The sequence below is a fragment of the Bacillus sp. (in: firmicutes) genome (assembly GCF_031983925.1).
Lineage (GTDB): Bacteria > Bacillota > Bacilli > Bacillales > Bacillaceae_G > Bacillus_A > Bacillus_A pacificus.
Genome location: NZ_DALYZR010000005.1, coordinates 177,685 through 196,659, shown reverse-complemented (window position 1 = coordinate 196,659; position 18,975 = coordinate 177,685). Strand labels below are relative to the sequence as shown.

23 protein-coding genes and 1 pseudogene are annotated in these 18,975 nt (G+C 35.6%); 14 read left to right on the top strand and 10 right to left on the bottom strand.

From position 1 onward, the window contains the following. Positions 1–106 precede the first annotated feature (106 nt). The 5 genes from RTP99_RS17705 (at position 107) to RTP99_RS17685 (ending at position 3,455) form a co-directional block, all read left to right on the top strand. Complete coding sequence (locus RTP99_RS17705) at positions 107–427, top strand: PTS lactose/cellobiose transporter subunit IIA (RefSeq protein WP_000131336.1); 321 nt, start codon at positions 107–109, stop codon at positions 425–427. Between the two features lies 1 nt (position 428). Further along, positions 429–734, top strand: a complete 306-nt coding sequence (locus RTP99_RS17700; RefSeq protein ID WP_000275647.1) for a PTS sugar transporter subunit IIB — start codon at positions 429–431, stop codon at positions 732–734. Between the two features lie 81 nt (positions 735–815). Continuing rightward, positions 816–2,126, top strand: coding sequence for a PTS sugar transporter subunit IIC (locus RTP99_RS17695; RefSeq protein WP_001013055.1), 1,311 nt, complete (start codon positions 816–818; stop codon positions 2,124–2,126). Then, positions 2,102–2,380: a hypothetical protein gene (locus RTP99_RS17690; protein ID WP_000900026.1), complete on the top strand. Its 279-nt coding sequence runs from the start codon at positions 2,102–2,104 to the stop codon at positions 2,378–2,380. Before RTP99_RS17695 ends, RTP99_RS17690 begins: the two co-directional genes overlap by 25 nt. Next, positions 2,370–3,455: a DUF871 domain-containing protein gene (locus RTP99_RS17685; RefSeq protein WP_000440037.1), complete on the top strand. Its 1,086-nt coding sequence runs from the start codon at positions 2,370–2,372 to the stop codon at positions 3,453–3,455. Before RTP99_RS17690 ends, RTP99_RS17685 begins: the two co-directional genes overlap by 11 nt. A 150-nt stretch (positions 3,456–3,605) precedes the next feature. Here RTP99_RS17685 and entC read toward each other — a convergent pair whose 3' ends face one another. The 4 genes from entC to RTP99_RS17665 all read right to left on the bottom strand — a co-directional run bounded on the left by entC (position 3,606) and on the right by RTP99_RS17665 (position 8,534). Further along, positions 3,606–4,991: a cell wall-binding protein EntC gene (gene entC / locus RTP99_RS17680; protein WP_041184644.1), complete on the bottom strand. Its 1,386-nt coding sequence runs from the start codon at positions 4,989–4,991 to the stop codon at positions 3,606–3,608. Positions 4,992–5,581: 590 nt separating this feature from the next. Next, on the bottom strand, positions 5,582–6,733 hold the full coding sequence (locus tag RTP99_RS17675) for an ABC transporter permease (protein WP_404841256.1): 1,152 nt from the start codon (positions 6,731–6,733) through the stop codon (positions 5,582–5,584). 26 nt (positions 6,734–6,759) lie between these two features. Beyond that, positions 6,760–7,434: an ABC transporter ATP-binding protein gene (locus RTP99_RS17670; RefSeq protein WP_000609103.1), complete on the bottom strand. Its 675-nt coding sequence runs from the start codon at positions 7,432–7,434 to the stop codon at positions 6,760–6,762. Further along, entirely contained in the window at positions 7,431–8,534 is a 1,104-nt protein-coding gene (locus RTP99_RS17665) for an efflux RND transporter periplasmic adaptor subunit (RefSeq protein WP_000728821.1), read from the bottom strand. The genes RTP99_RS17670 and RTP99_RS17665 overlap by 4 nt, the downstream gene beginning before the upstream one ends. A gap of 211 nt (positions 8,535–8,745) precedes the next feature. Between RTP99_RS17665 and RTP99_RS17660 the strand changes: the two genes are divergently transcribed. The 3 genes from RTP99_RS17660 (at position 8,746) to RTP99_RS17650 (ending at position 11,441) form a co-directional block, all read left to right on the top strand. After that, complete coding sequence (locus RTP99_RS17660; protein WP_000454446.1) at positions 8,746–9,480, top strand: YwaF family protein; 735 nt, start codon at positions 8,746–8,748, stop codon at positions 9,478–9,480. 88 nt (positions 9,481–9,568) lie between these two features. Further along, a complete protein-coding gene (locus RTP99_RS17655) occupies positions 9,569–10,435 on the top strand; it encodes an ABC transporter permease subunit (protein WP_016716541.1) in 867 nt (288 codons plus the stop codon). Position 10,436: 1 nt separating this feature from the next. Further along, positions 10,437–11,441, top strand: a complete 1,005-nt coding sequence (locus tag RTP99_RS17650; RefSeq protein ID WP_000269937.1) for an ABC transporter permease — start codon at positions 10,437–10,439, stop codon at positions 11,439–11,441. Positions 11,442–11,485: 44 nt separating this feature from the next. Here the strand turns inward: RTP99_RS17650 and brnQ2 are convergent, their stop codons facing one another. The 4 genes from brnQ2 to RTP99_RS17630 all read right to left on the bottom strand — a co-directional run bounded on the left by brnQ2 (position 11,486) and on the right by RTP99_RS17630 (position 14,089). Further along, on the bottom strand, positions 11,486–12,802 hold the full coding sequence (gene brnQ2 / locus RTP99_RS17645; protein WP_016716543.1) for a branched-chain amino acid transport system II carrier protein BrnQ2: 1,317 nt from the start codon (positions 12,800–12,802) through the stop codon (positions 11,486–11,488). 217 nt (positions 12,803–13,019) lie between these two features. Beyond that, the gene (gene cotJC / locus RTP99_RS17640; RefSeq protein WP_000265273.1) at positions 13,020–13,589 is read right to left on the bottom strand and encodes a spore coat protein CotJC; all 570 of its coding nucleotides are present in this window, start codon (positions 13,587–13,589) and stop codon (positions 13,020–13,022) included. Positions 13,590–13,601: 12 nt separating this feature from the next. After that, the gene (locus tag RTP99_RS17635) at positions 13,602–13,865 is read right to left on the bottom strand and encodes a spore coat protein CotJB (RefSeq protein WP_000194493.1); all 264 of its coding nucleotides are present in this window, start codon (positions 13,863–13,865) and stop codon (positions 13,602–13,604) included. An 8-nt stretch (positions 13,866–13,873) separates the two neighbouring features. After that, the gene (locus RTP99_RS17630) at positions 13,874–14,089 is read right to left on the bottom strand and encodes a spore coat associated protein CotJA (protein ID WP_001046257.1); all 216 of its coding nucleotides are present in this window, start codon (positions 14,087–14,089) and stop codon (positions 13,874–13,876) included. Positions 14,090–14,122: 33 nt separating this feature from the next. On the opposite strand from RTP99_RS17630, the gene RTP99_RS17625 reads away from it, so the two are divergent. Together RTP99_RS17625 and RTP99_RS17620 are read left to right on the top strand one after the other, a co-directional pair. Beyond that, positions 14,123–14,551, top strand: a complete 429-nt coding sequence (locus RTP99_RS17625; RefSeq protein ID WP_116733372.1) for a VOC family protein — start codon at positions 14,123–14,125, stop codon at positions 14,549–14,551. Between the two features lie 14 nt (positions 14,552–14,565). Beyond that, complete coding sequence (locus RTP99_RS17620) at positions 14,566–15,345, top strand: DUF2935 domain-containing protein (RefSeq protein ID WP_000440981.1); 780 nt, start codon at positions 14,566–14,568, stop codon at positions 15,343–15,345. A 17-nt stretch (positions 15,346–15,362) separates the two neighbouring features. Here RTP99_RS17620 and ku read toward each other — a convergent pair whose 3' ends face one another. Beyond that, positions 15,363–16,175 carry a non-homologous end joining protein Ku gene (gene ku / locus RTP99_RS17615; protein WP_312366674.1) on the bottom strand — a complete coding sequence of 271 codons (813 nt, stop codon included), beginning with the start codon at positions 16,173–16,175 and terminating at the stop codon, positions 15,363–15,365. A gap of 340 nt (positions 16,176–16,515) precedes the next feature. Between ku and RTP99_RS17610 the strand changes: the two genes are divergently transcribed. The 4 genes from RTP99_RS17610 to RTP99_RS17595 all read left to right on the top strand — a co-directional run bounded on the left by RTP99_RS17610 (position 16,516) and on the right by RTP99_RS17595 (position 18,239). Beyond that, positions 16,516–16,797 carry a YkvA family protein gene (locus RTP99_RS17610; protein WP_000733844.1) on the top strand — a complete coding sequence of 94 codons (282 nt, stop codon included), beginning with the start codon at positions 16,516–16,518 and terminating at the stop codon, positions 16,795–16,797. A gap of 10 nt (positions 16,798–16,807) precedes the next feature. After that, positions 16,808–17,413: a DedA family protein gene (locus RTP99_RS17605; RefSeq protein ID WP_000435017.1), complete on the top strand. Its 606-nt coding sequence runs from the start codon at positions 16,808–16,810 to the stop codon at positions 17,411–17,413. Positions 17,414–17,511: 98 nt separating this feature from the next. Next, positions 17,512–17,880 carry a DUF3992 domain-containing protein gene (locus RTP99_RS17600; RefSeq protein WP_001277532.1) on the top strand — a complete coding sequence of 123 codons (369 nt, stop codon included), beginning with the start codon at positions 17,512–17,514 and terminating at the stop codon, positions 17,878–17,880. A gap of 20 nt (positions 17,881–17,900) precedes the next feature. Beyond that, positions 17,901–18,239, top strand: coding sequence for a DUF3992 domain-containing protein (locus RTP99_RS17595; RefSeq protein ID WP_000528442.1), 339 nt, complete (start codon positions 17,901–17,903; stop codon positions 18,237–18,239). 63 nt (positions 18,240–18,302) lie between these two features. On the opposite strand, the pseudogene RTP99_RS17590 reads toward RTP99_RS17595, so the two are convergent. Further along, positions 18,303–18,721, bottom strand: a pseudogene (locus tag RTP99_RS17590) (S-Ena type endospore appendage). Positions 18,722–18,975: the final 254 nt, after the last annotated feature.

Below are 18,975 nucleotides of genomic sequence, written 5' to 3'. Positions count from 1 at the left end.
GTATATAAAAACTTCCGTTACACAACGGAAGTTTTTTATGTTTAATTGTATGCGTTTTCATAATAAGATAACAATATAGAAAAAAGATAGCTTGGGGGAATTTAAAATGACTGATATGCAAACACCATTTGCGTTAATTTTACATGGTGGCAACGCGAGAAGCGCGTCACTTGAAGCAATTGCTTTTGCAAGACAAGGAGATTTTGAGAATGCGAGTGAAAAGATGACACTTGCTAGGGAAGAAATTTCAGCAGCTCATCGTATTCAAACAGACTTAATTCAAGAGGAAGCAAGAGGAAATCATGCAGAAATCAGTTTACTGTTAGTGCATGCACAAGATCATTTAATGAATGCAATTACAGTGAAAGAACTTGCTGAAGAATTTATCACTCTTCATAAACGAATAGAAGAGAAAGTGACAGTATAAGATGTACATTTTATTATGTTGTGCAGCAGGCATGTCAACGAGTATGGTTGTAAGAAAAATGCAAGAAGAGGCAATGAAACAAGGGAAGGATTATAAAATTAAAGCAGTTGATTCAGAACTTGTGAAACTGGAAATAAAAAATGCTGATGTTGTTTTAATTGGTCCGCAAGTGAAATATTTATTTCCAGCCGTAGAGTTTCTTGCAAATTCATACAATATACCAGTTGCGATTATAGACCAACGAGATTATGGCATGTGTGATGGTTTGAAAGTACTGAAACAAGCAGAACAATTAGTTTTAGCATAATTATATTTTTTAAATATAAACATTATAATGTTATAACTTTATTTCATCCTTTCATAGAAAAGAGAAAGAGGAGGGGTTTTGATGAATGGTTTTATGAGTTTTATGGAACAAAAGATTATGCCAACAACACAAAAGATTGCCGGACAGCGACATTTATTAGCAATTCGAAACGGGGTTATTTCTACATTACCTTTAACGATTGTCGGATCATTTTTCGTTATCTTTTTAAACTTACCAATTGATGCATATATGGAGTGGATTGCACCGTTTCGCCATATTTTAGATATTCCATTCCGATTTACAGTAGGACTAATGGCGTTATACGCAGCATTTGGGGTAGGGGCTTCACTCGCGAACTTTTATCAGCTCAATCAGTTAAGTGCAGGGTTATTATCTGTACTCGCCTTTTTACTAGCATCAGTTGAACCAATTCAAATTACGAAAGCCGTACCAGGTGTTATTGATGCAGGTAGATACATTTCAGTAGGAACATTAAGTGCAACATCTTTATTCGGCGCAATTGTTACAGCTTTAATTGCAGTAGAAATTTATCACTTTATGATTAAACATAATATCTCAATTAAATTACCAGATAGTGTACCACCAGCAGTTTCAAATTCGTTTGCAGCATTAATTCCAACGTTAGCAGTTATTCTTTTATTCTGGGGCATTCGTTACGGTTTGAAATTTGATGTAAATACAACAATCACATATTTAATCGCACCACTAAAATCAGTATTAGTAGGAAATAATTTATTCGGCGGTTTATTAACAGTATTCTTAATCGTATTCTTCTGGTCATTCGGTATACATGGCCCTGCGATTTTAGGACCGATCATTCGTCCAATGTGGGATTCAGCAATTCTTGAAAATATGGAAGTATTCACAGCTACAGGAAATGCACATCAATTACCAAACCTATTTACAGAGCAATTTATTCAATGGTTCGTATGGATCGGTGGATCAGGATCGACGTTAGCTTTAGTTATTATGTTTATGTTCTCTAAATCTAAGTTCTTAAAAGAGTTAGGTAGATTATCATTCGTGCCAGGCTTATTCAATATTAATGAACCAATTATTTTCGGGGCACCAATTGTAATGAACCCAATCCTAATTATTCCGTTCGTAATTACACCGTTAGTGACAACGACAGTATCATATTTCGCAGTTGTTTCAGGTATGATTCCGATGATGATGGCGAAATTGCCATTTACGATGTTAGCGCCAATTGCAGCGGTTATTAGTACGGACTGGACAATTATGGCTGGTGTACTTGTACTTGTTAACTTTGTTATCTCATTCGTTATTTACTATCCGTTCTTCAAAATGTATGAGAAACAACAATTAGCAGGAGAGGAGAAAGAAAAATGCTCGGAGCAATTATCATCTTAATTACATTTGTAGCGGGGCAGTGTATTGCACATTATTCAAAATGGGTACAAAGTAAATCGTTATTAATTTTACTATTAGTATCAATTGTATTTATCGGTAGTTCAATGGGTGCCTATGTAATGCTAAGCTTACAATCACCGTACGTAATTATTGTACCAACGATTTTATGTGCAACATGTTTATCTGCAAAATATAGATTTACGAGCATGGCATTAATACAACGTGTGAAGGAGATGCAAAAGCATGGAGCGTAAATTAGGAATTTCACTTTATCCAGAGCATTCAACGAAGGAAAAAGATATGGCATACATTTCGGCAGCGGCACGCCACGGTTTTTCAAGAATATTCACATGCCTATTGTCTGTGAATCGTCCGAAAGAAGAGATTGTAGCTGAATTTAAAGAAATTATTCATCATGCAAAAGATAACAATATGGAAGTTATTTTAGATGTAGCTCCGGCTGTCTTTGATCAGCTTGGTATTAGTTATAGTGATCTATCATTTTTCGCAGAGTTAGGTGCAGACGGTATTCGATTAGATTTAGGGTTTGACGGATTAACTGAAGCGAAAATGACAAATAACCCGTACGGCTTAAAAATTGAGCTAAACGTAAGTAACGATATTGCGTACTTAGAAAATATTCTTTCGCATCAGGCAAATAAGTCAGCTTTAATTGGTTGTCATAACTTCTATCCGCAAAAATTTACTGGACTTCCATACGAATATTTCATTCGCTGTAGTGAACGTTTTAAAAAACACGGTATTCGCACGGCAGCGTTTATTACGTCACATGCAGCTAACATCGGTCCATGGGATATTAACGACGGATTATGTACATTAGAAGAGCATCGTAATTTACCAATTGAAGTACAAGCGAAGCATTTATGGGCGACAGGGCTAATCGATGATGTCATTATCGGAAATGCTTATGCGAGTGAGGAAGAGTTGGAGAAAATAGGAAATTTAAATCGCTACATGTTACAGTTAAAGGTACACTTTGTAGACGAGGCGACTGAAGTAGAGAAGAGAGCCACGCTGCAAGAATTACACGTAAGACGCGGCGATATAACAGAATATATGGTACGTTCTACAGAAGTACGTAAGAAATACAAGGACTATGACTTCCCGGTGCGCGAAAGTGTACGACAGGAAAGAGGGCAAGTTGTAATTGGAAACAATTCATTTGGTAAGTATAAAGGTGAACTACAAATCATTCTAAAAGAAATGCCGATAGATGAACGGAAAAATATTGTCGGTACAATTGCAGAAGAAGAGTTATTCTTACTAGATTATGTAGGAGCTTGGACGCAGTTTACTTGTGTGGAATAGGGGAGAGAAGGAGAGGATGCTGTGGCATCCTCTTTTTTCTGTTGAAATGGTAGTCTATCGTATATAGAATTGGACGGGAGTGAAGGAGAAAGAATGTAAGAATCATAAAAAAAGAGTCAGCCTCAATGAGACTGACTCTTTTTTTACTAACTAGTTTAATACTTTAACTGTAACTGTTTTACGTCCCCAGCTACTTGATGAACCTTTATCTGGCATTAAAACGTCGATTTTATTACCTTTAATAGCTCCACCAGTATCACCAGCGATTGCTACTCCGTAACCTTCAACCCATACTTTTGAACCTAATGGAATGACACTTGGATCAACCGCGATTAGTTTCATGTTTGGATTAGCTGTTAAGTTGTGACCTAAAGCTGATTTTACTTGGTCGCCTGCTTTATAACCATTTTCAAGTGGATCTGCTGTATAAGCTGTTGCTACAACGCGTAACTCACGAGAAGATGATGGTGCACTTGTTTCAGTTTCTTTTGCGACAGGTTGTTGTGTAGCTGGTTTTTGAGCTTTAGCCGCTGCTTCAGCTTCTGCCTGAGCTTTAGCTGCTTCACGAGCCTTAGCTGCCTCCTGAGCTTTAACTGCTGCTTGAGCTTCAGCTTCTGCCTGAGCTTTAGCTGCTTCCTGAGCTTTAACTGCTGCTTGAGCTTCAGCTTCTGCCTGAGCTTTAGCTGCTTCACGAGCTTTAGCTGCTTCTTGAGCCTTAGCTTCTGCTTGAGCTTCAGCTGCTTCTTGAGCTTTAGCTTCTGCCTGAGCTTTAGCTGCTTCACGAGCTTTAGCTGCCTCTTGAGCTTTAGCCGCTGCTTGAGCTTCAGCTGCTTCGCGAGCTTTAGTTGCTTCCTCCGCTTTAGCTTTTGCTTGAGTTTCAGCTACTTCACGAGCTTTAGTTGTTGCCACGGCTTTAGCTGTATCTTGAACTGTAGTTGTTTTTTCAGCTTTAACTACTGGTTGAATTTTAACTGGAGCTTTACCTGTTAAGTAAGGAACGTGAACATAAGCTGTTTTTCCGTTATATTCAAATTGGATCCAACCATTTTCAACTTGGTGTGTTGTTTCGATTACGTCATCTTGTTTCAATTTACCAAGAATCTCTGAGTCTGTGTTTGCACCAGCACGTACGTTTAATACGTTAGCTGTTACGTAGTAAGTGTCTTTTGTGTAGTCAGCGCTAATGAAAGCTTCTTTACCGCTATTCAATTTCACTTTTGACCATCCGTTTTCTGTATGTAAAACGTTAACTTTATATCCATCTAATAATTTTCCTACAACTTTTGATTCAGTAGTTGGGTTTTCTCGTACATTTAGTACATCAGTCGTTACGATTGTTTCTGCTTTAGCAGATGTTGTGAAAATCCCAAGACCAAAAACCGCTGCTGTTGCTATACCCATAAATTTTTTCATAATAGCCTCCATTGCATTTGTTTTCGTTGACCTCATTATAGCAACCATTATTTTCTTATTTGCGAAAAACATAGAATTACAAAGCTTTCGTAACGGCTCATTAATATTCTGTAATAATTCCAGTAATATCCTAAAAGCGCTTTCTTATAGTTTTCAGGGGAGGTTTGAGCATGTGATACATAAAATAAAGAGTATTTCAATTTCTAATAGATTAATAATGTTTCCTAAGTATTACATAATTGTTTCGTAGACATTACAAAAAAGGCGTATTTTGTTGTTGGAGCAGGTAACTAGTTATGTAAAAATAACTATTTCAGTTGTAGAGAAATAGAAATAAGGTGAAATTTAATAAAAAATCGCTATAATTGTTACAAAATAAGTCGAGGTATGGAAAAAATTACGCCTTGATTTTGGTCTAGCACATAGTATTTTTGCAATAATAGGATTCTATCATAGCTTTAGTAGGTTAAAATAATGAAAAGTGTTGATAACGTGAAATATATATAATAGAAGAAACACGATTTAATAGATAAAGTGAAACTTTAATCAGTGGGGGGCTTCCACTGATTATTAGTTGAACCAATCGGACTTTTATGGGCAGCCCGACCCCCACCTAACTTCTTTGCTTTCACTGAATTTTGAGGTGGGGGTCTTACTGCCCATTAAAGCGGGATAAATAAAAAACGTAGGAGTGTAAACTCCTACGTTTTTGTTTATTCATATCGTAAACATTCAATTGGATCCAGTTTTGCAGCTTTGTTAGCTGGCAGTAAACCGAATATAATACCGATTAACATGGAAATACCTACTGCAAGAAGTCCAAGTTCTTTTGAGACAACGAGTGGCCATCCAGCAAAGATGGAGACGATCCAAGCGAAGAAGATGCCGAGCATGAATCCGATAAAACCACCGAGTCCTGTTAAAATACAAGATTCAATTAAGAATTGTGTCAATACTTTACCACGCGTTGCACCAAGAGCTTTACGAATACCAATCTCACGTGTACGCTCTGTTACAGATACAAGCATAATGTTCATTACACCGATACCACCAACAAGTAAGGAGATAGCGGCAATACCACCGAATACCATTTTCATCATACCGATTGATTCATCTAATTGCTTCGTAAATTCACCTAAGTCTTGTGCTTCGAATTTGTGCTCAAACTTAGGAGCTTTCATTTCGTTTAAAACAGAAACGGCTTGTTTTTCTACATTTTTACGTTCTGTCGGAGAGGTCATTGTTAATCTTACAGAGTCATACTCAGTTACTCCTGAAATGACAGGAGCGTTTTCAAGTGATGTATAACCTTCAGGCATCGCCATTCCAAATTCGTTTTTTGTTTCGTATACACCGACTATTTTATACGGCTTTCCTTTTATATCTGTGTATAAATTTGATTCCCAACCATTAAACAATTTATTGAAAGCTTCTTCATTTAATATAACAGCAGGGATTGCTTGGTTTAATTCGCTGTCGTTTAATTCACGACCGTGAACTAATTTTATTTTTGAATCTGTCATAAAGGCGCCTGTTCCACCTTTTAAATCAAGATTTACATCTTTTGAACCGGCAGATGCTTTCACTTTCATACTTACATCTGGATACACATCTTTAACTCCTGACACAGTTTGCAGACGGTTTAGCATATCAGGTGTGATTTTTGCACTATCTGTTCCGTAATCGGGATTTTTGTAGTAAATGGTTACTTCATTATCTTTTCCTTGGCCTAATTCTTCTTTAAACTTTGCATTTGTGCCATCACCCATTGAAATGATAGTAATAATGGCACTAATACCGATAATAATTCCTAGCATCGTTAAGATAGAACGCATTTTATGGGCAAAGATAGAGGAAAGGGCCATGCGTATATTTTCACTCGTGTTCAAAATTAACCTCTCCAATCTTGGACGATATTTCCGTCACGAATTACAATTTGACGTGCTGCAGCTTCCCCGATTTCACGATCGTGGGTAATCATAATGATTGTTGAGCCTTGTTTGTTTAATTCGTAAAAGAGATCCATAATTTGTGTACTCGTTTTCGTATCAAGTGCGCCTGTCGGTTCATCGGCTAAAATGAACTTTGGATTATTTACGATTGCACGTGCAACAGCGACACGCTGTTTTTGTCCACCTGATAATTCGTTCGGTAAGTGAGTAGCACGATCAGCTAAACCTACTTTTGTTAAAGCAGCTAATGAGCGCTCACGTCTTTCTTTTTTATCAACTCCAGCGTAAATAAGAGGTAGCTCTACATTTTGAAGTGCTGTAAGTCTCGGTAATAACATGAAGTTTTGGAATACGAATCCGATCTCCTTATTACGAACGCGTGCAAGTTCTGTTTCAGACATGTTTGAAATATTTTGCCCAGCTAGTTCGTACGTACCTGTCGTCGGTTTATCTAAACAACCGATAATGTTCATTAATGTTGATTTACCAGAACCAGATGGTCCCATAATAGAGGTGAATTCTCCTTGGTTCAGTGTTACGTCAATACCGTGTAATATTTGAACGGATTCTGCACCGTTTTGGAAGGATTTTGTGATGCCTTTTAAGTTAATCACTGGGCGACAACCTCCATACCATCTTTTAAGTCTTTTTCCGGTTTAGAGATAATTTCCTCTCCTTTTTTCACTCCAGAAACTTTTGCTTCACTATCAGTTTCGAATTCAACAGTAACTGCTTGTTCTTTCGCTTTACCGTCTTTTACGACGAAGACAACATTTTTGTCACCTTTTTTCACGATGCTGCTTTTTGGAACAATTGTGCCAGTTGCTTCGCCAGATTTACTTGTTACGTAAACGTGGAAGCCGTTTTGTAATTCTTCACTATTATCTAATGTGACAGTGAATTGATAGTTAGAAACTGTCTTGTTTTCATCCATACTCTTTAATGGTGTAGAACCAATTTCTGTTACTTTTCCTGTCCAAGTCTTACCAGCGACCGTTTTTGATGAAACAGTTACTTCTTGCCCAACTTTCATACTAGCAAGCTCATATTCAGAAAGTTGACCTTTTACTTTAAATGGGCCAGCGTGACGAAGTGTAATGCCGCTCATACCTGTTTTTTCATCAGCGATTTTTACGATATCATCAATTACGCCATCGGCAGGGCTCGTTACAGAAAGTGTGTTTACTTTCTCTTTTGCTGCTTTAATCATCTCATCAGCTTTTTCAACTTCAAATTTCTTCATTTCAAGTTGTGATTCTAATTGCTGTACTTCAATTTCTGATGCTTTTAATGCTTCAGCAGGAAGGCCTGCATTTTTATCTTTTTGTAATTTTTGTTTCGCAGCATCAATTTGCTTTTGGAACAATGTTACTTCTTTTTGTGCCATTTTCTTTTGCATTTCTGCTTCTGTTACACCTTGTTTCGCAGTAGGGTCATTATATTTAAAAAGGAGTTGCCCTTTTTTCACTTCATCACCTTTTTTTACAGCTAATTCATACGTACCTTTTGTTGGATCAAATGAAATTGTTTCAATTCCGTTTGGAATGACTTCACCGCCAAATTTTTGCGCGTTTTCAATCTGTTTTTCTGTTACTTTATATCCGCTATATGCCATTGCTACTTCTGAACCGCCGCCAGCAAATGCAAAGTATGATCCAGCTGCAATTCCGATTGCTACTACACTAGTAATTAACACTTTATTTTTCTTCTTCATCTATTTATCACCTTTTCGTTCGTTTTAGTATCTACATTAAGTATAGAAGAGGTAAAGAATCTGACAAATCGTTTTAGCTTACAATAACCTTACAGTTTTGTAAGGTATGAATATGTAAATGTAAGGTAGAGCTTGTCCCAGCGTAAGCAAATGAATTGACTCGTTGTTTCTTTCTTACAATAATATTGTATGAAGGAGAGGAGGAAGGAAGATGGAAGTTTATTTTAGTGCGCATCCATTAAAACCGTTTATTCCCTACTCAAGGCAACATGCCATTATATTATTTATTCTGTTGGTGGGAATCGTTTTTTTATATCAATACCAAGATGTATTACGTCAAAATGAGTGGAATATAACGGTTCGATATGCGATTGCATTTCTATTTATAGGGAGTGAAATTGGACTTCATATGTGGGAGTGGAAAACAGGGATTTTTGAGCTAGCCACTTCATTACCGTTTGAGTTATGTACAATTAGTTTATTGTTAGCGTCAATTATGATCATAACGAAAAGTTACCGTATATATGAGATTGTATTTTTTACAGGAATTATTGGTGCATCACAAGCCATTTTAACGCCAAACTTGCAGTATGCTTTTCCGCATTTTCGGTTCATTGAATATTTTATCGCGCATATATTGCTCATTTGGGCGCCACTCTTTATGACTTGGGTGGAAGGATATCGTCCGACAGTACAATCTATTAAACGCACAATGATATTTTTAAACATATTGATTCCGATTGTTTCGTTTGTAAATTACAAAACAGGTGGTAATTATATGTTTTTAGCTCATAAGCCAGAAACAGCTTCATTACTTGATATGTTAGGACCACATCCTTACTATATTATTTCATTAGAACTCGCAGCGCTTATTGGATGTTTTATTTTATATATGCCATTTGCGAAAAGAGAAAAACAGTTACACAAAGAATCGTTAGGGTCATAACCTAGCGATTTTTCACATGCTAAATATTTACAATTCAGAAAATTAAGAATAAAATTAAAGGGTAAATTATAGAGAGAGAAGGGCGAAAATGGTCAAAAAAGTATTTTTGAACGGGATGGAAGTGACGATTCAATTTCTTATTTCGATTTTGGGTATTATTTGTTTAGGGACATTGCCGAAACTATTTTATGGATTTGAGCTGCATGCATCACAATACATAAAGAGTTTACAAGAAGTGTTTGTGAATTTAATGGACATCACCAATTTTAAATATGTGGGAGATAAATTTTTATTTCCGCAGCTGTTCGTCCATTATAAAGAAACGATTATTATTTTTTTAGCTGCTTTTTTTATTTCATTATTTGTAGCATTTTGTATTGTTTATGTCATTATGAGTAGTTCACCGCGTATACAACATCGAATTAAATCATTTCTTATCTTGCTAGAATCCATTCCAGATATCCTTCTTATTTTAGTATCACAAATTTTAGTTGTATGGTTTTTTAAACAAACAGGTTTTTTACCTTTTCAAATTGCTTCAATTGGAGGCGAGTCGATTAGGGGGTTGCCAATATTGTGTTTGAGCATCCCGACTACGATTATGTTTGTAAAAATGGTCGTGCTTCGTTTTGAAAATGAACTAGAAAAAGATTATGTACTATTTGCTAAGGCGAAAGGGCTGGGGCGCTTTCATATTTTAAATCGTCATATTTTACGAAATGTGTTGCTTAGTACATTATTCTTTGCGAAAACGAATATCTTTTTTATGTTATCTAATTTATATATTATAGAATGGATTTTTAATACGGGTGGTATTTTTATGTTTTTGAAATCGTATGAGGGTATTAGAGTTGAAGTTTTTATCGTGAGTGTACTGCTTATTTATATTCCGATTTTTATTTTATTTAAATTGTTTCATTATCTTATTCCGGCTGCGATGAAGGAGAGATTATAATATGTGGACGTATATAAAACGTGATAAAAGATTTTGGATAAGCATTGGGTTTCTTCTCCTATTAGTTCTTTTGAGCATCGGAAATACGATATGGAATGATGGACATATTAGACAAGTTACATTGCAATATGATGCGGATGAAAATCCGCAAGTACCACCGTTTTCACCTTCATTACAATTTTTACTCGGGACAGACCGGAAAGGGTACGACCTGTTACATTTAGTCATTGAAGGCGCAAAGTGGACGATTGGTATATCTATTTTAATTGCGGCACTTCGAATGGTAATAGGTGTGTTTTTCGGTGTCGTCCTCGGAACGTACATAAAAAGAGGTTTTTCAAAAATTGAGGCTTTCTTTGATAGTTTTACAGTTATTCCGACAGTTATGATTGCGTATTTTTTTCTTCAATTTGCAAGTACATTTGGAAGTGGGGAGGAAACAACAACCTTTTTTGAAAGGGCTTCGTTTCAAGTTGTCTTACTTGTAATGCTTGTAATGCCAGTTATTGCACTGTATGTTGCGAAGGAAGTTCGTAAGTTACGAACGGAAGAATTTGTTGATGCTGCGCGCATATTAGGTGGATCGAGAAGACATATTGTTATAAAGCATCTTTTCCCGCATCTTTATATGACGTTTATACTTGTATTTTTTCAGCAGTTTACGCAGACTCTTACTATTTTACTGCACTTAGGGTTACTAGAAATATTCTTTGGCGGAACGGTTAAGTTTTTTGGACCGATAGAAGAAATAGAATCTTACACACATGAATGGTCAGGGCTAATTGGAGTCTATTTTAGATCATTAACAGTGAATCCGTGGATTCCTCTCGTTCCGATTACATTTTTTGGACTTACTATTTTTTCAGGAAATATGATTGTAAAAAGTATCGAAGAGGCGATGATGAAAGTAAGGTTAGGAGGAGAGCTAAAGAAGGATGTTGTAGAAGAGGAACAATCTGCTGTGCAGTCAAAAGAAGAGTTATTTACTTTTAAACATACGATGTGAAAATAAAAAGAAGCAAGCATGTATTTCATGCTTGCTTCTTTTCTTTATTTTGTAGAAACTTCACCTTCAGCTTCTGATTGGGGAATATAGTAACCGATTATACCACCGATGATTGCTGGAATAATCCAGCCAATTCCTAAGTTATAAAAAGGAATGGTGTGTACGATATTCGCAATAAAACTTGGTATCATTTCCACATTATCAAGTGCGTGAATACAGCTAATAATGAATGCTGCGATCATTGCTCCGATGTAGACAGAAGGTTTACGTTTCGTATATTTATCAATAAATGATACGAAAATTAAAATGATTGTAATTGGATATAAAATAATTAATACAGGTAATGTAATTTTGATTAATAAACTTAAACCTAAGTTTGAAATCACGAAGCTAAAGATACAAACGTATAGTACAAGCTTTTTGTAAGAAACATTTGTTAGTACTGTTGCGAAATAGTTTGCAAATGCACTTACAACACCGATTGCTGTCGTTAAACAAGCGAAGATAATGGCGATACTTAATAAAACATTACCGCTTGTCCCAAAGAAGTGATACATAACAGTAGCTAATAGTTGACCACCGTTTTCGAATTGCCCTAAGTTTCCGTTTGAAGCTCCGATATAACCGAGTAAGAAATAAACAATTGTTAAGAATAGAGCAGCGATGCTTCCGCAAATGATTGTATATTTTGCGATAGATTTCTTCTCTTGTATACCGTTTTGACGAATTGCATTTACAACGATTGTTGATAGTACGAGAGCACCGATTGCATCTAACGTTAAAAACCCTTCAAGAAATCCTTTGAAAAATGGAATTTCTTTATAGTCACCAACAGGTTCTGCAAACGTTCCTGGTGAAAGAATTGCTTTTGTTGCCATAATTGCAATAATTCCAAGTAAAATGGGCGTTAATATTTTTCCGATATGATCTACTAATTTTGATGGATTTAATGATAAGAAGTAGACGACTGTAAAGAAAATCGCACTAAAAACTAACATAGAGTACCATTGGTCTGGGAAAAGTGGTGCAATCCCAATTTCGTAAGATACAGATCCAGTTCGTGGAATAACAAATAGTGGGCCGATTGAAAGATAAATAATGATAGCGAATACTGCTGCGAATTTTGGATGAACACGGCTTGCTAACGTGTTAAAACTACCACCGGCAAGGGCAACAGCAACGATAGCTAGTAAAGATAAACCGACGTCTGTAATAATAAATCCTGTAATGGAGATCCACATGTTCTCTCCAGAAGAAAGTCCAAGGAGTGGCGGGAAAATCATATTACCAGCACCGAAGAAAACTGCGAATAGTAATAAACTAATCGAAAGTATTTGCGCTGGTTTTAAAGTTGTACGCATATAAAGAAAATCCTCCTACTGAGTGTTTTTGTCGAAAATTCAAACAATTTGTCGAGTAACTGTTATTATTTTAAAGGTCTGATGACTAGAAAGCAATAGGGAATTTTGAAAAAATTAAAAAATAATGCATTAAATCGAATAAATATACTATTTATATGTTTAATAGGAAGGATTTAACTTATAACGTAAAAAAACACATATCCCTAGGATACGTGTTTTAAAAAAATATTTTTTTATCACGTTCTTCTTTTAAAATTTCAACCGCTTCTCTGAAACGTTGTGAATGGACGATTTCTCGTTCACGTAAGAAGCGTAGGCTGTCATTTATATCTGGATCATCTGATAAGTTAATAAGCCATTGATATGTTGCGCGTGCTTTTTCTTCAGCCGCAATATCCTCGTATAGGTCGGCAATTGGATCACCTTTAGCTTGTATATAGGTTGCAGTAAATGGAACACCAGCAGCGTTATGGTAGTGGAGTGCACTATCATGATCAGCGTAATGAGGGTCAAGACCAGCAGCTTTCATTTGTTCAGGAGTCGCATCTTTCGTCAGCTTATAAACCATTGTAGCAATCATTTCAAGGTGAGCAAATTCTTCTGTACCAATATCGGTAAGGAGACCAATGACTTTATCAGGAATTGTATAACGTTGATTTAAGTAACGGAGTGCAGCAGCTAATTCCCCATCTGCACCGCCATATTGCTCAATTAATAATTTTGCAAGTGCTGGATTACAAGTTCCTACTTTAACTGGGTATTGTAATTTTTTTTCATAAATCCACATAGTTTCTCTCCTTTATATTTGCCATGGCCAAGGACCTTTGCTCCATTCCCAAGGGGCATTAGAATAGCTGTTTCCAAACTGTTGGAGTGGCCCGTATTTTTCTTCCATCTTTTGTTTTAATACTCTTCGTTTATAGGAAAATTCATTAAATTGATTAATAGCAGCAGTGTCATCTGGATGTGTATCTAAATAAAGAGTGAGTTCGACTAGTACAAAGTCTAGTTCTTGAAGCTCCAGTAACAGCTGATAATATTCTTCTGGTAGCGATTGAGTCACGTCAGTAGTCACCGCCCTTTTTTATAAGGATTTTCATAATAGTCATAAAAAACAGGCCATAAAGTTCCTTTTTGGAGTGCTTCTTTTGGCGTAAATTGCGGTAAGTTTGGTGGTTGAAAGCCTAAAAATAAATTAGGAGGAGTAGAATAATATTTTTTTCCGATAGGAGGACAAGGATCGAGAGGACTATGATAGGGCACAAATGATCTCATATATTTATTCACGAATAAACCTCCTTACATGTTCATTACTACGTATTGTATTCAGACATAATGAGCATTTATGACACATATAAAAAAGTAATAGGTACGGGGGGAATGAATGTGGAGACTGTGAAACAATTCATTGTATTGGAAGTGAAAAACTTAAAGGAAACGTTGTATTTTTACGAAGGGATTTTAGGAATCAAACCTAGTTTAGAAAGACCGCAATTAGATATAACAGGGGTTTGGTATGATTCTGATTCAAAGAGAATTAGTTTTGTCATGAATCGCGTGTTAGGTGGACGGGAAAAAAGTGTTACAGATTCATGTGAGGATTTAACGTTTACGATTTCTAACATAGAGAAATTGAAAAAGAAGCTAGCGTTTTATGAAATTTTATATACAGAAAATGAATGTGCGAGGAGTATTGTAGTACAAGACCCAGATGGATATAAACTTCAAGTAGTAGAGAAGGGTGAATAAACGGAGGGGATTTAGTGGAGAGAAATTATGAAGAAAGTGCATTGTTTGAGCATCAATTTTGGCTAAAGGTACTTACTGATCATGCGCAGTTTTTACTTGATGCGTTAGCGCCGAAGGAAACAGAGGATATAAAGAAAGCTACTTACTTTGTTGAAACATTTACGAATCTGTTAAATAAAGTTCGGAATGTAAATCTGATGGCATTCTCAAAAGAGGCTGAACAAGCAGCTAAGGAAATACGAATGTTTAAATTAAATATTATACAGAAACAGTTGGAAGGAAAAATTACAATTCATTTTACGCCAACTTTTATCAATCATATGGTAAATGAAGTAGAGGAGTATATAACGGTTTTAGAGTTTTTAAAGAAAGGGGAAGTTCCGCCTGTTTTTCATGAACTGCACTATCATCTCGTTTGGTTAACGGATGCGGCTGGTCATGCGGGTTCTATTTCTGGTGGGCTAGATCTTGTTGAAAAAAGATTAAAAGAGAAAAGTGAAGAATTTACGAAGCATTTTGAACAATTTTACTTAAAGGCGGTTGAGATGACTGGATATTTACGAACGGAGCTTCATCATTTTCCAGCATTAAAGAAGTTTACAAAAGATGTTTCACTTGAATTGAAATTATTTTCACATTTTTTACATGAAGTTGAAGAATTGGAGTTATCAAATGAAGTATTAAGTACATTATCAGCTAGAATGGCAGACCATATGGCAAGAGAGGAATGTTATTACTTATTAAAATTGGCTCAATCGTCTGGACTTGAAATGCCAAAATGTAATCCGCTTTAAAGAAAAAGAGGTCAATTTTATTTGGCCTCTTTTTCTGTTTTATTGTCTCTTTTTATTTTTGCTTGTTCAATACTTGCCTGTAATGTCTCCATAATATTGATGATGTTTGGAGCAGGAGAGGTTGTTTCCGTTTTTTCCTGTTGTTCAATTTTATTTTCGATTAATTCGGTAAGAGCTTCTTTATACTCATCTGTATACATTTCTTGTTCAAAAGGATTTGTAAGATGATGGATTAAATTCATTGCTGCGGTGAGTTCTTGTTTTTGAATCGGATAATTTTCGTTACTTGGTAAGTTAGGTGTATTTGTTATATCGCGAATTTCATTAGGGTAGTGAATAGTTTGCAACATAAGTCCATCTTCAAAGTTACGGATAATAGCTAAATGTTGTTTTTTTCTAATAGCAATATGAATAAGCCCAAGTTTATTTGTACGTTCAAGAGCTTCTTTTAATAACAAATATGATTTTTCATGTCCTGGGGTAGGGCCTATAAAATAAGAGCGGTCATAAAGAACAGAATCGATTTCGTCATTTTGGACAAAAGATATAATACGAATGGATCGTGGTTCGTGAGCTTTTTGCAACGCAGCTAATTCTTTTTCATCCATAATAATGTATTTATGAGGTGCATATTCATAGGCTTTTACAATATCTTTATCATCAATGTCTTCATCCGTACAATCAGGAGCGAATTTTTTATATTTAATAGGTGTTAAGCATTCTTTATGGAGACTTAAAAATTTTATATCGTTTTCTTCTACGGCGCTATATAGTTTAATTCCTATATTTAATAGTCCAAGTGAAAGCGCACCTTTCCATACTGTATGCAAATGAAGCCTCTCCTTTCATTCAAAAATGATTATGTATATTATGAGATAGTAAGAAATTTCCTATACGTTTTTTGTTTTTTACGGAAGGGCTTGGGATATAAAATATATTGACAAGCCCTCCAAAATATTTTAATGTGATTGTATAAAATTGTGTATATAAAGGGGAGTAACTTATTACAGTAAAGTCGTCATTACAGGGAGAAACCCTCGGCTTTATTGGCAACGTTTCGTTGTTAGTGAGACCTTTACCAGCAATGGTAAAGGCCCCTTATTGTCTTTTTTAGGACCCTTACCATATTTGGTAGGGGCCTTTTTGTATACAAAGAGAGGAGAAATAAAAATGAAAAAACTGATTAGTAGATTAAGAGTTGTATTTCATGTTCGCCGATTTGTTCCATTCCTATTTGACTTTTTTACTTCAAAAGAGGTTTCAATAAAGAAGAAAATCTTATCCATTGCTTTTTTAGTTGGTTATGTAGCGATGCCGCTTGATTTAATTCCAGACTTCTTACCGTTCATCGGTATTTTAGATGATATTGGGATTGTGTTATTTATTTTGAACCGAATTGTAAAAATGGCCCCAGTTCAATTACAAGAAAAGCATAACGTAAATGTAGGATAGGAGTTAAAATATGGAGCAAATTATTTTAGATATAATCGAGTTTTTAAAGCAGTTTTCTTATTTTGGAGTTGTATTGGCTTTAACGTTTGAATTTATTCCAGCAGAAGTCGTTTTGCCTATGGTTGGATATTGGGTGTACGAGGGTGATATGAATTTTTGGCTAGCTGTATTAGCTGGAACGCTTGGCGGAACGACAGGACCGTTAACATTATATGCACTCGGTTATTACGGTGGTCGTCCTCTATTAATAAAGTACGGGAAATACTTCTTTATTAAAGAAGAACAAATTCAAAAAGCAGATGATTTCTTTGAGAAATATGGACCAGTTGTAGCATTTGTTGGACGCTTTGTACCGGGAGTTCGAACGCTTATTTCTGTTCCTTGTGGTATGGCGAAAATGAACATATGGAAATTTAGTATTTATACATTTGTAGCAATGTTCCCGCTAACGACTTTATATGTCTATTTTGGAATGAAATTAGGTCCGCATTGGGAAAAGGCTGCGGATGTTGTTGGACAATATATGCTACCTATATTAGGAGGCGTTATTCTTATCGTGGCTAGTATCTTTGTCTATAAATATATGAAAAAAAGAAACAAAACGGAATCTATCTAGTCATATGAATATTTTTTGAAAATAGATGAATAGTACAGGCAAAAGACTCTAAAGGACATACACATATAGGGAATAAAAAAGAGAGAGGGGAAACAACTATGTCTTGTGAGTGCTCAGGGGCAGCGTTAACTTGCTGTCCAGATAAAAATTATGTGCAAGATAAAGTGTGTAGTCCGTGGTCAGGAACCGTAGTAGCGACTGCTATTACGAATGTGCTGTATAACAATAATATTAATCAAAATGTAATTGGAACAGGATTTGTTCGATATGATGTAGGACCAGCAGCAATAACATTAACAGTTCTTGACTCAGCTGGTAATACACTTGATACTCAAACATTAAATCCAGGAACTAGTATTGCTTTTACGTATCGTCGTTTTGAAACAATTGAGGTAACTTTACCAGCCGCAACAGCTGGAACATATCAAGGTGAATTTTGTATCACGACGCGTTATCCACTTTCATAGAAGAATAGGAGAGGGCTAAAATGGGGAATTCTAGTTTATCTTGTTGCTCCAATAATACGCTTGTACAAGATCAAGTATGTATAGATTGGTCCGCTACTGGTGCGGTAACGGAAACGGTGTATACGAATAATATTACGCAAGATTTATATGCATCAGGTTATGTGAAATATGATGTAGGTACAGCTCCAATTACGGTGAATTTTTTAGTAGGAGCGACAGTGGTGAATACAATTACTGTACAACCACAAAGTAGTGGATCCTTTACAGTAAGGTACTTTACTACAATTCAAATCGTAACGACAGGAACGGGAGTAAGCCAAGGACAATTATGTTTAACGGTACGTTATCCAATTTCATAAGAAAAAGCATACCAAAATGGTATGCTTTTTCTTATAGTTTGTAAGTTGAGGTCATAAATCATTTTAAAAGCAAAATGAGAATTGACAACAATATTTTCCTTCTATATACCGAATTGGATTATTTGGGAGATTAATAATTGCCACAGATTGTAATGATTGACCTGTATATGACATTGTGTTGCCAGGATAGACAGTGAAAGTATTTGTCACCTGCCAATAATTTGAACCGTAACCGCTTCAGTACTACTAGTGCTATTATACACAGAAATATTACCCGATATTTTAAGTACACCATCTCCTTCCCATAAGATTAATGTAGAACCTTCAGAAGGCGATGGAATTTCTTTTGTTATAAAAAAATTACCAGCGAATTCATTGTTGACTAATTCACAAGATGGTGGGTCAGGGGGAGTAGGTGGATCATAGGGAGGGCAAATGATAGATAAAGGGGCATAACAGCCGATATTTTTTTTACAAGCCATTAATAGCTCCTCCCTTCATAGTTTCTTTTTATTACTATTAAATGTGGCAAAACGATAGTTGTGTTAATAAAGGGGCAAAAATTTCAGGAAAGTTTGTTTAATAGGCGTCCAACTCATAATCATGAATAAGAGTCTGTTAGACAAAAGATGGTTGTATAAGATAATACAAATAATGTTGGATGTTACAGTAAATTGACTGTATATTTACAAAAATTAAATAAATTTTATTTGTAATTTATATGAAGTTAATATGT

Excerpts from the sequence above, each read along its gene's own strand:
- RTP99_RS17655 (WP_016716541.1), top strand. The coding sequence starts at position 9,569 with ATGGTCAAAAAAGTATTTTTGAACGGGATGGAAGTGACGATTCAATTT.
- RTP99_RS17705 (WP_000131336.1), top strand. The coding sequence starts at position 107 with ATGACTGATATGCAAACACCATTTGCGTTAATTTTACATGGTGGCAAC.
- RTP99_RS17660 (WP_000454446.1), top strand. The coding sequence starts at position 8,746 with ATGGAAGTTTATTTTAGTGCGCATCCATTAAAACCGTTTATTCCCTAC.
- RTP99_RS17675 (WP_404841256.1), bottom strand. The coding sequence starts at position 6,733 with ATGGCCCTTTCCTCTATCTTTGCCCATAAAATGCGTTCTATCTTAACG.
- RTP99_RS17685 (WP_000440037.1), top strand. The coding sequence starts at position 2,370 with ATGGAGCGTAAATTAGGAATTTCACTTTATCCAGAGCATTCAACGAAG.
- cotJC (WP_000265273.1), bottom strand. The coding sequence starts at position 13,589 with ATGTGGATTTATGAAAAAAAATTACAATACCCAGTTAAAGTAGGAACT.
- RTP99_RS17605 (WP_000435017.1), top strand. The coding sequence starts at position 16,808 with ATGGAGCAAATTATTTTAGATATAATCGAGTTTTTAAAGCAGTTTTCT.
- RTP99_RS17600 (WP_001277532.1), top strand. The coding sequence starts at position 17,512 with ATGTCTTGTGAGTGCTCAGGGGCAGCGTTAACTTGCTGTCCAGATAAA.
- RTP99_RS17695 (WP_001013055.1), top strand. The coding sequence starts at position 816 with ATGAATGGTTTTATGAGTTTTATGGAACAAAAGATTATGCCAACAACA.
- RTP99_RS17690 (WP_000900026.1), top strand. The coding sequence starts at position 2,102 with ATGCTCGGAGCAATTATCATCTTAATTACATTTGTAGCGGGGCAGTGT.
- RTP99_RS17610 (WP_000733844.1), top strand. The coding sequence starts at position 16,516 with ATGAAAAAACTGATTAGTAGATTAAGAGTTGTATTTCATGTTCGCCGA.
- RTP99_RS17595 (WP_000528442.1), top strand. The coding sequence starts at position 17,901 with ATGGGGAATTCTAGTTTATCTTGTTGCTCCAATAATACGCTTGTACAA.
- RTP99_RS17700 (WP_000275647.1), top strand. The coding sequence starts at position 429 with ATGTACATTTTATTATGTTGTGCAGCAGGCATGTCAACGAGTATGGTT.
- brnQ2 (WP_016716543.1), bottom strand. The coding sequence starts at position 12,802 with ATGCGTACAACTTTAAAACCAGCGCAAATACTTTCGATTAGTTTATTA.
- RTP99_RS17650 (WP_000269937.1), top strand. The coding sequence starts at position 10,437 with ATGTGGACGTATATAAAACGTGATAAAAGATTTTGGATAAGCATTGGG.
- RTP99_RS17665 (WP_000728821.1), bottom strand. The coding sequence starts at position 8,534 with ATGAAGAAGAAAAATAAAGTGTTAATTACTAGTGTAGTAGCAATCGGA.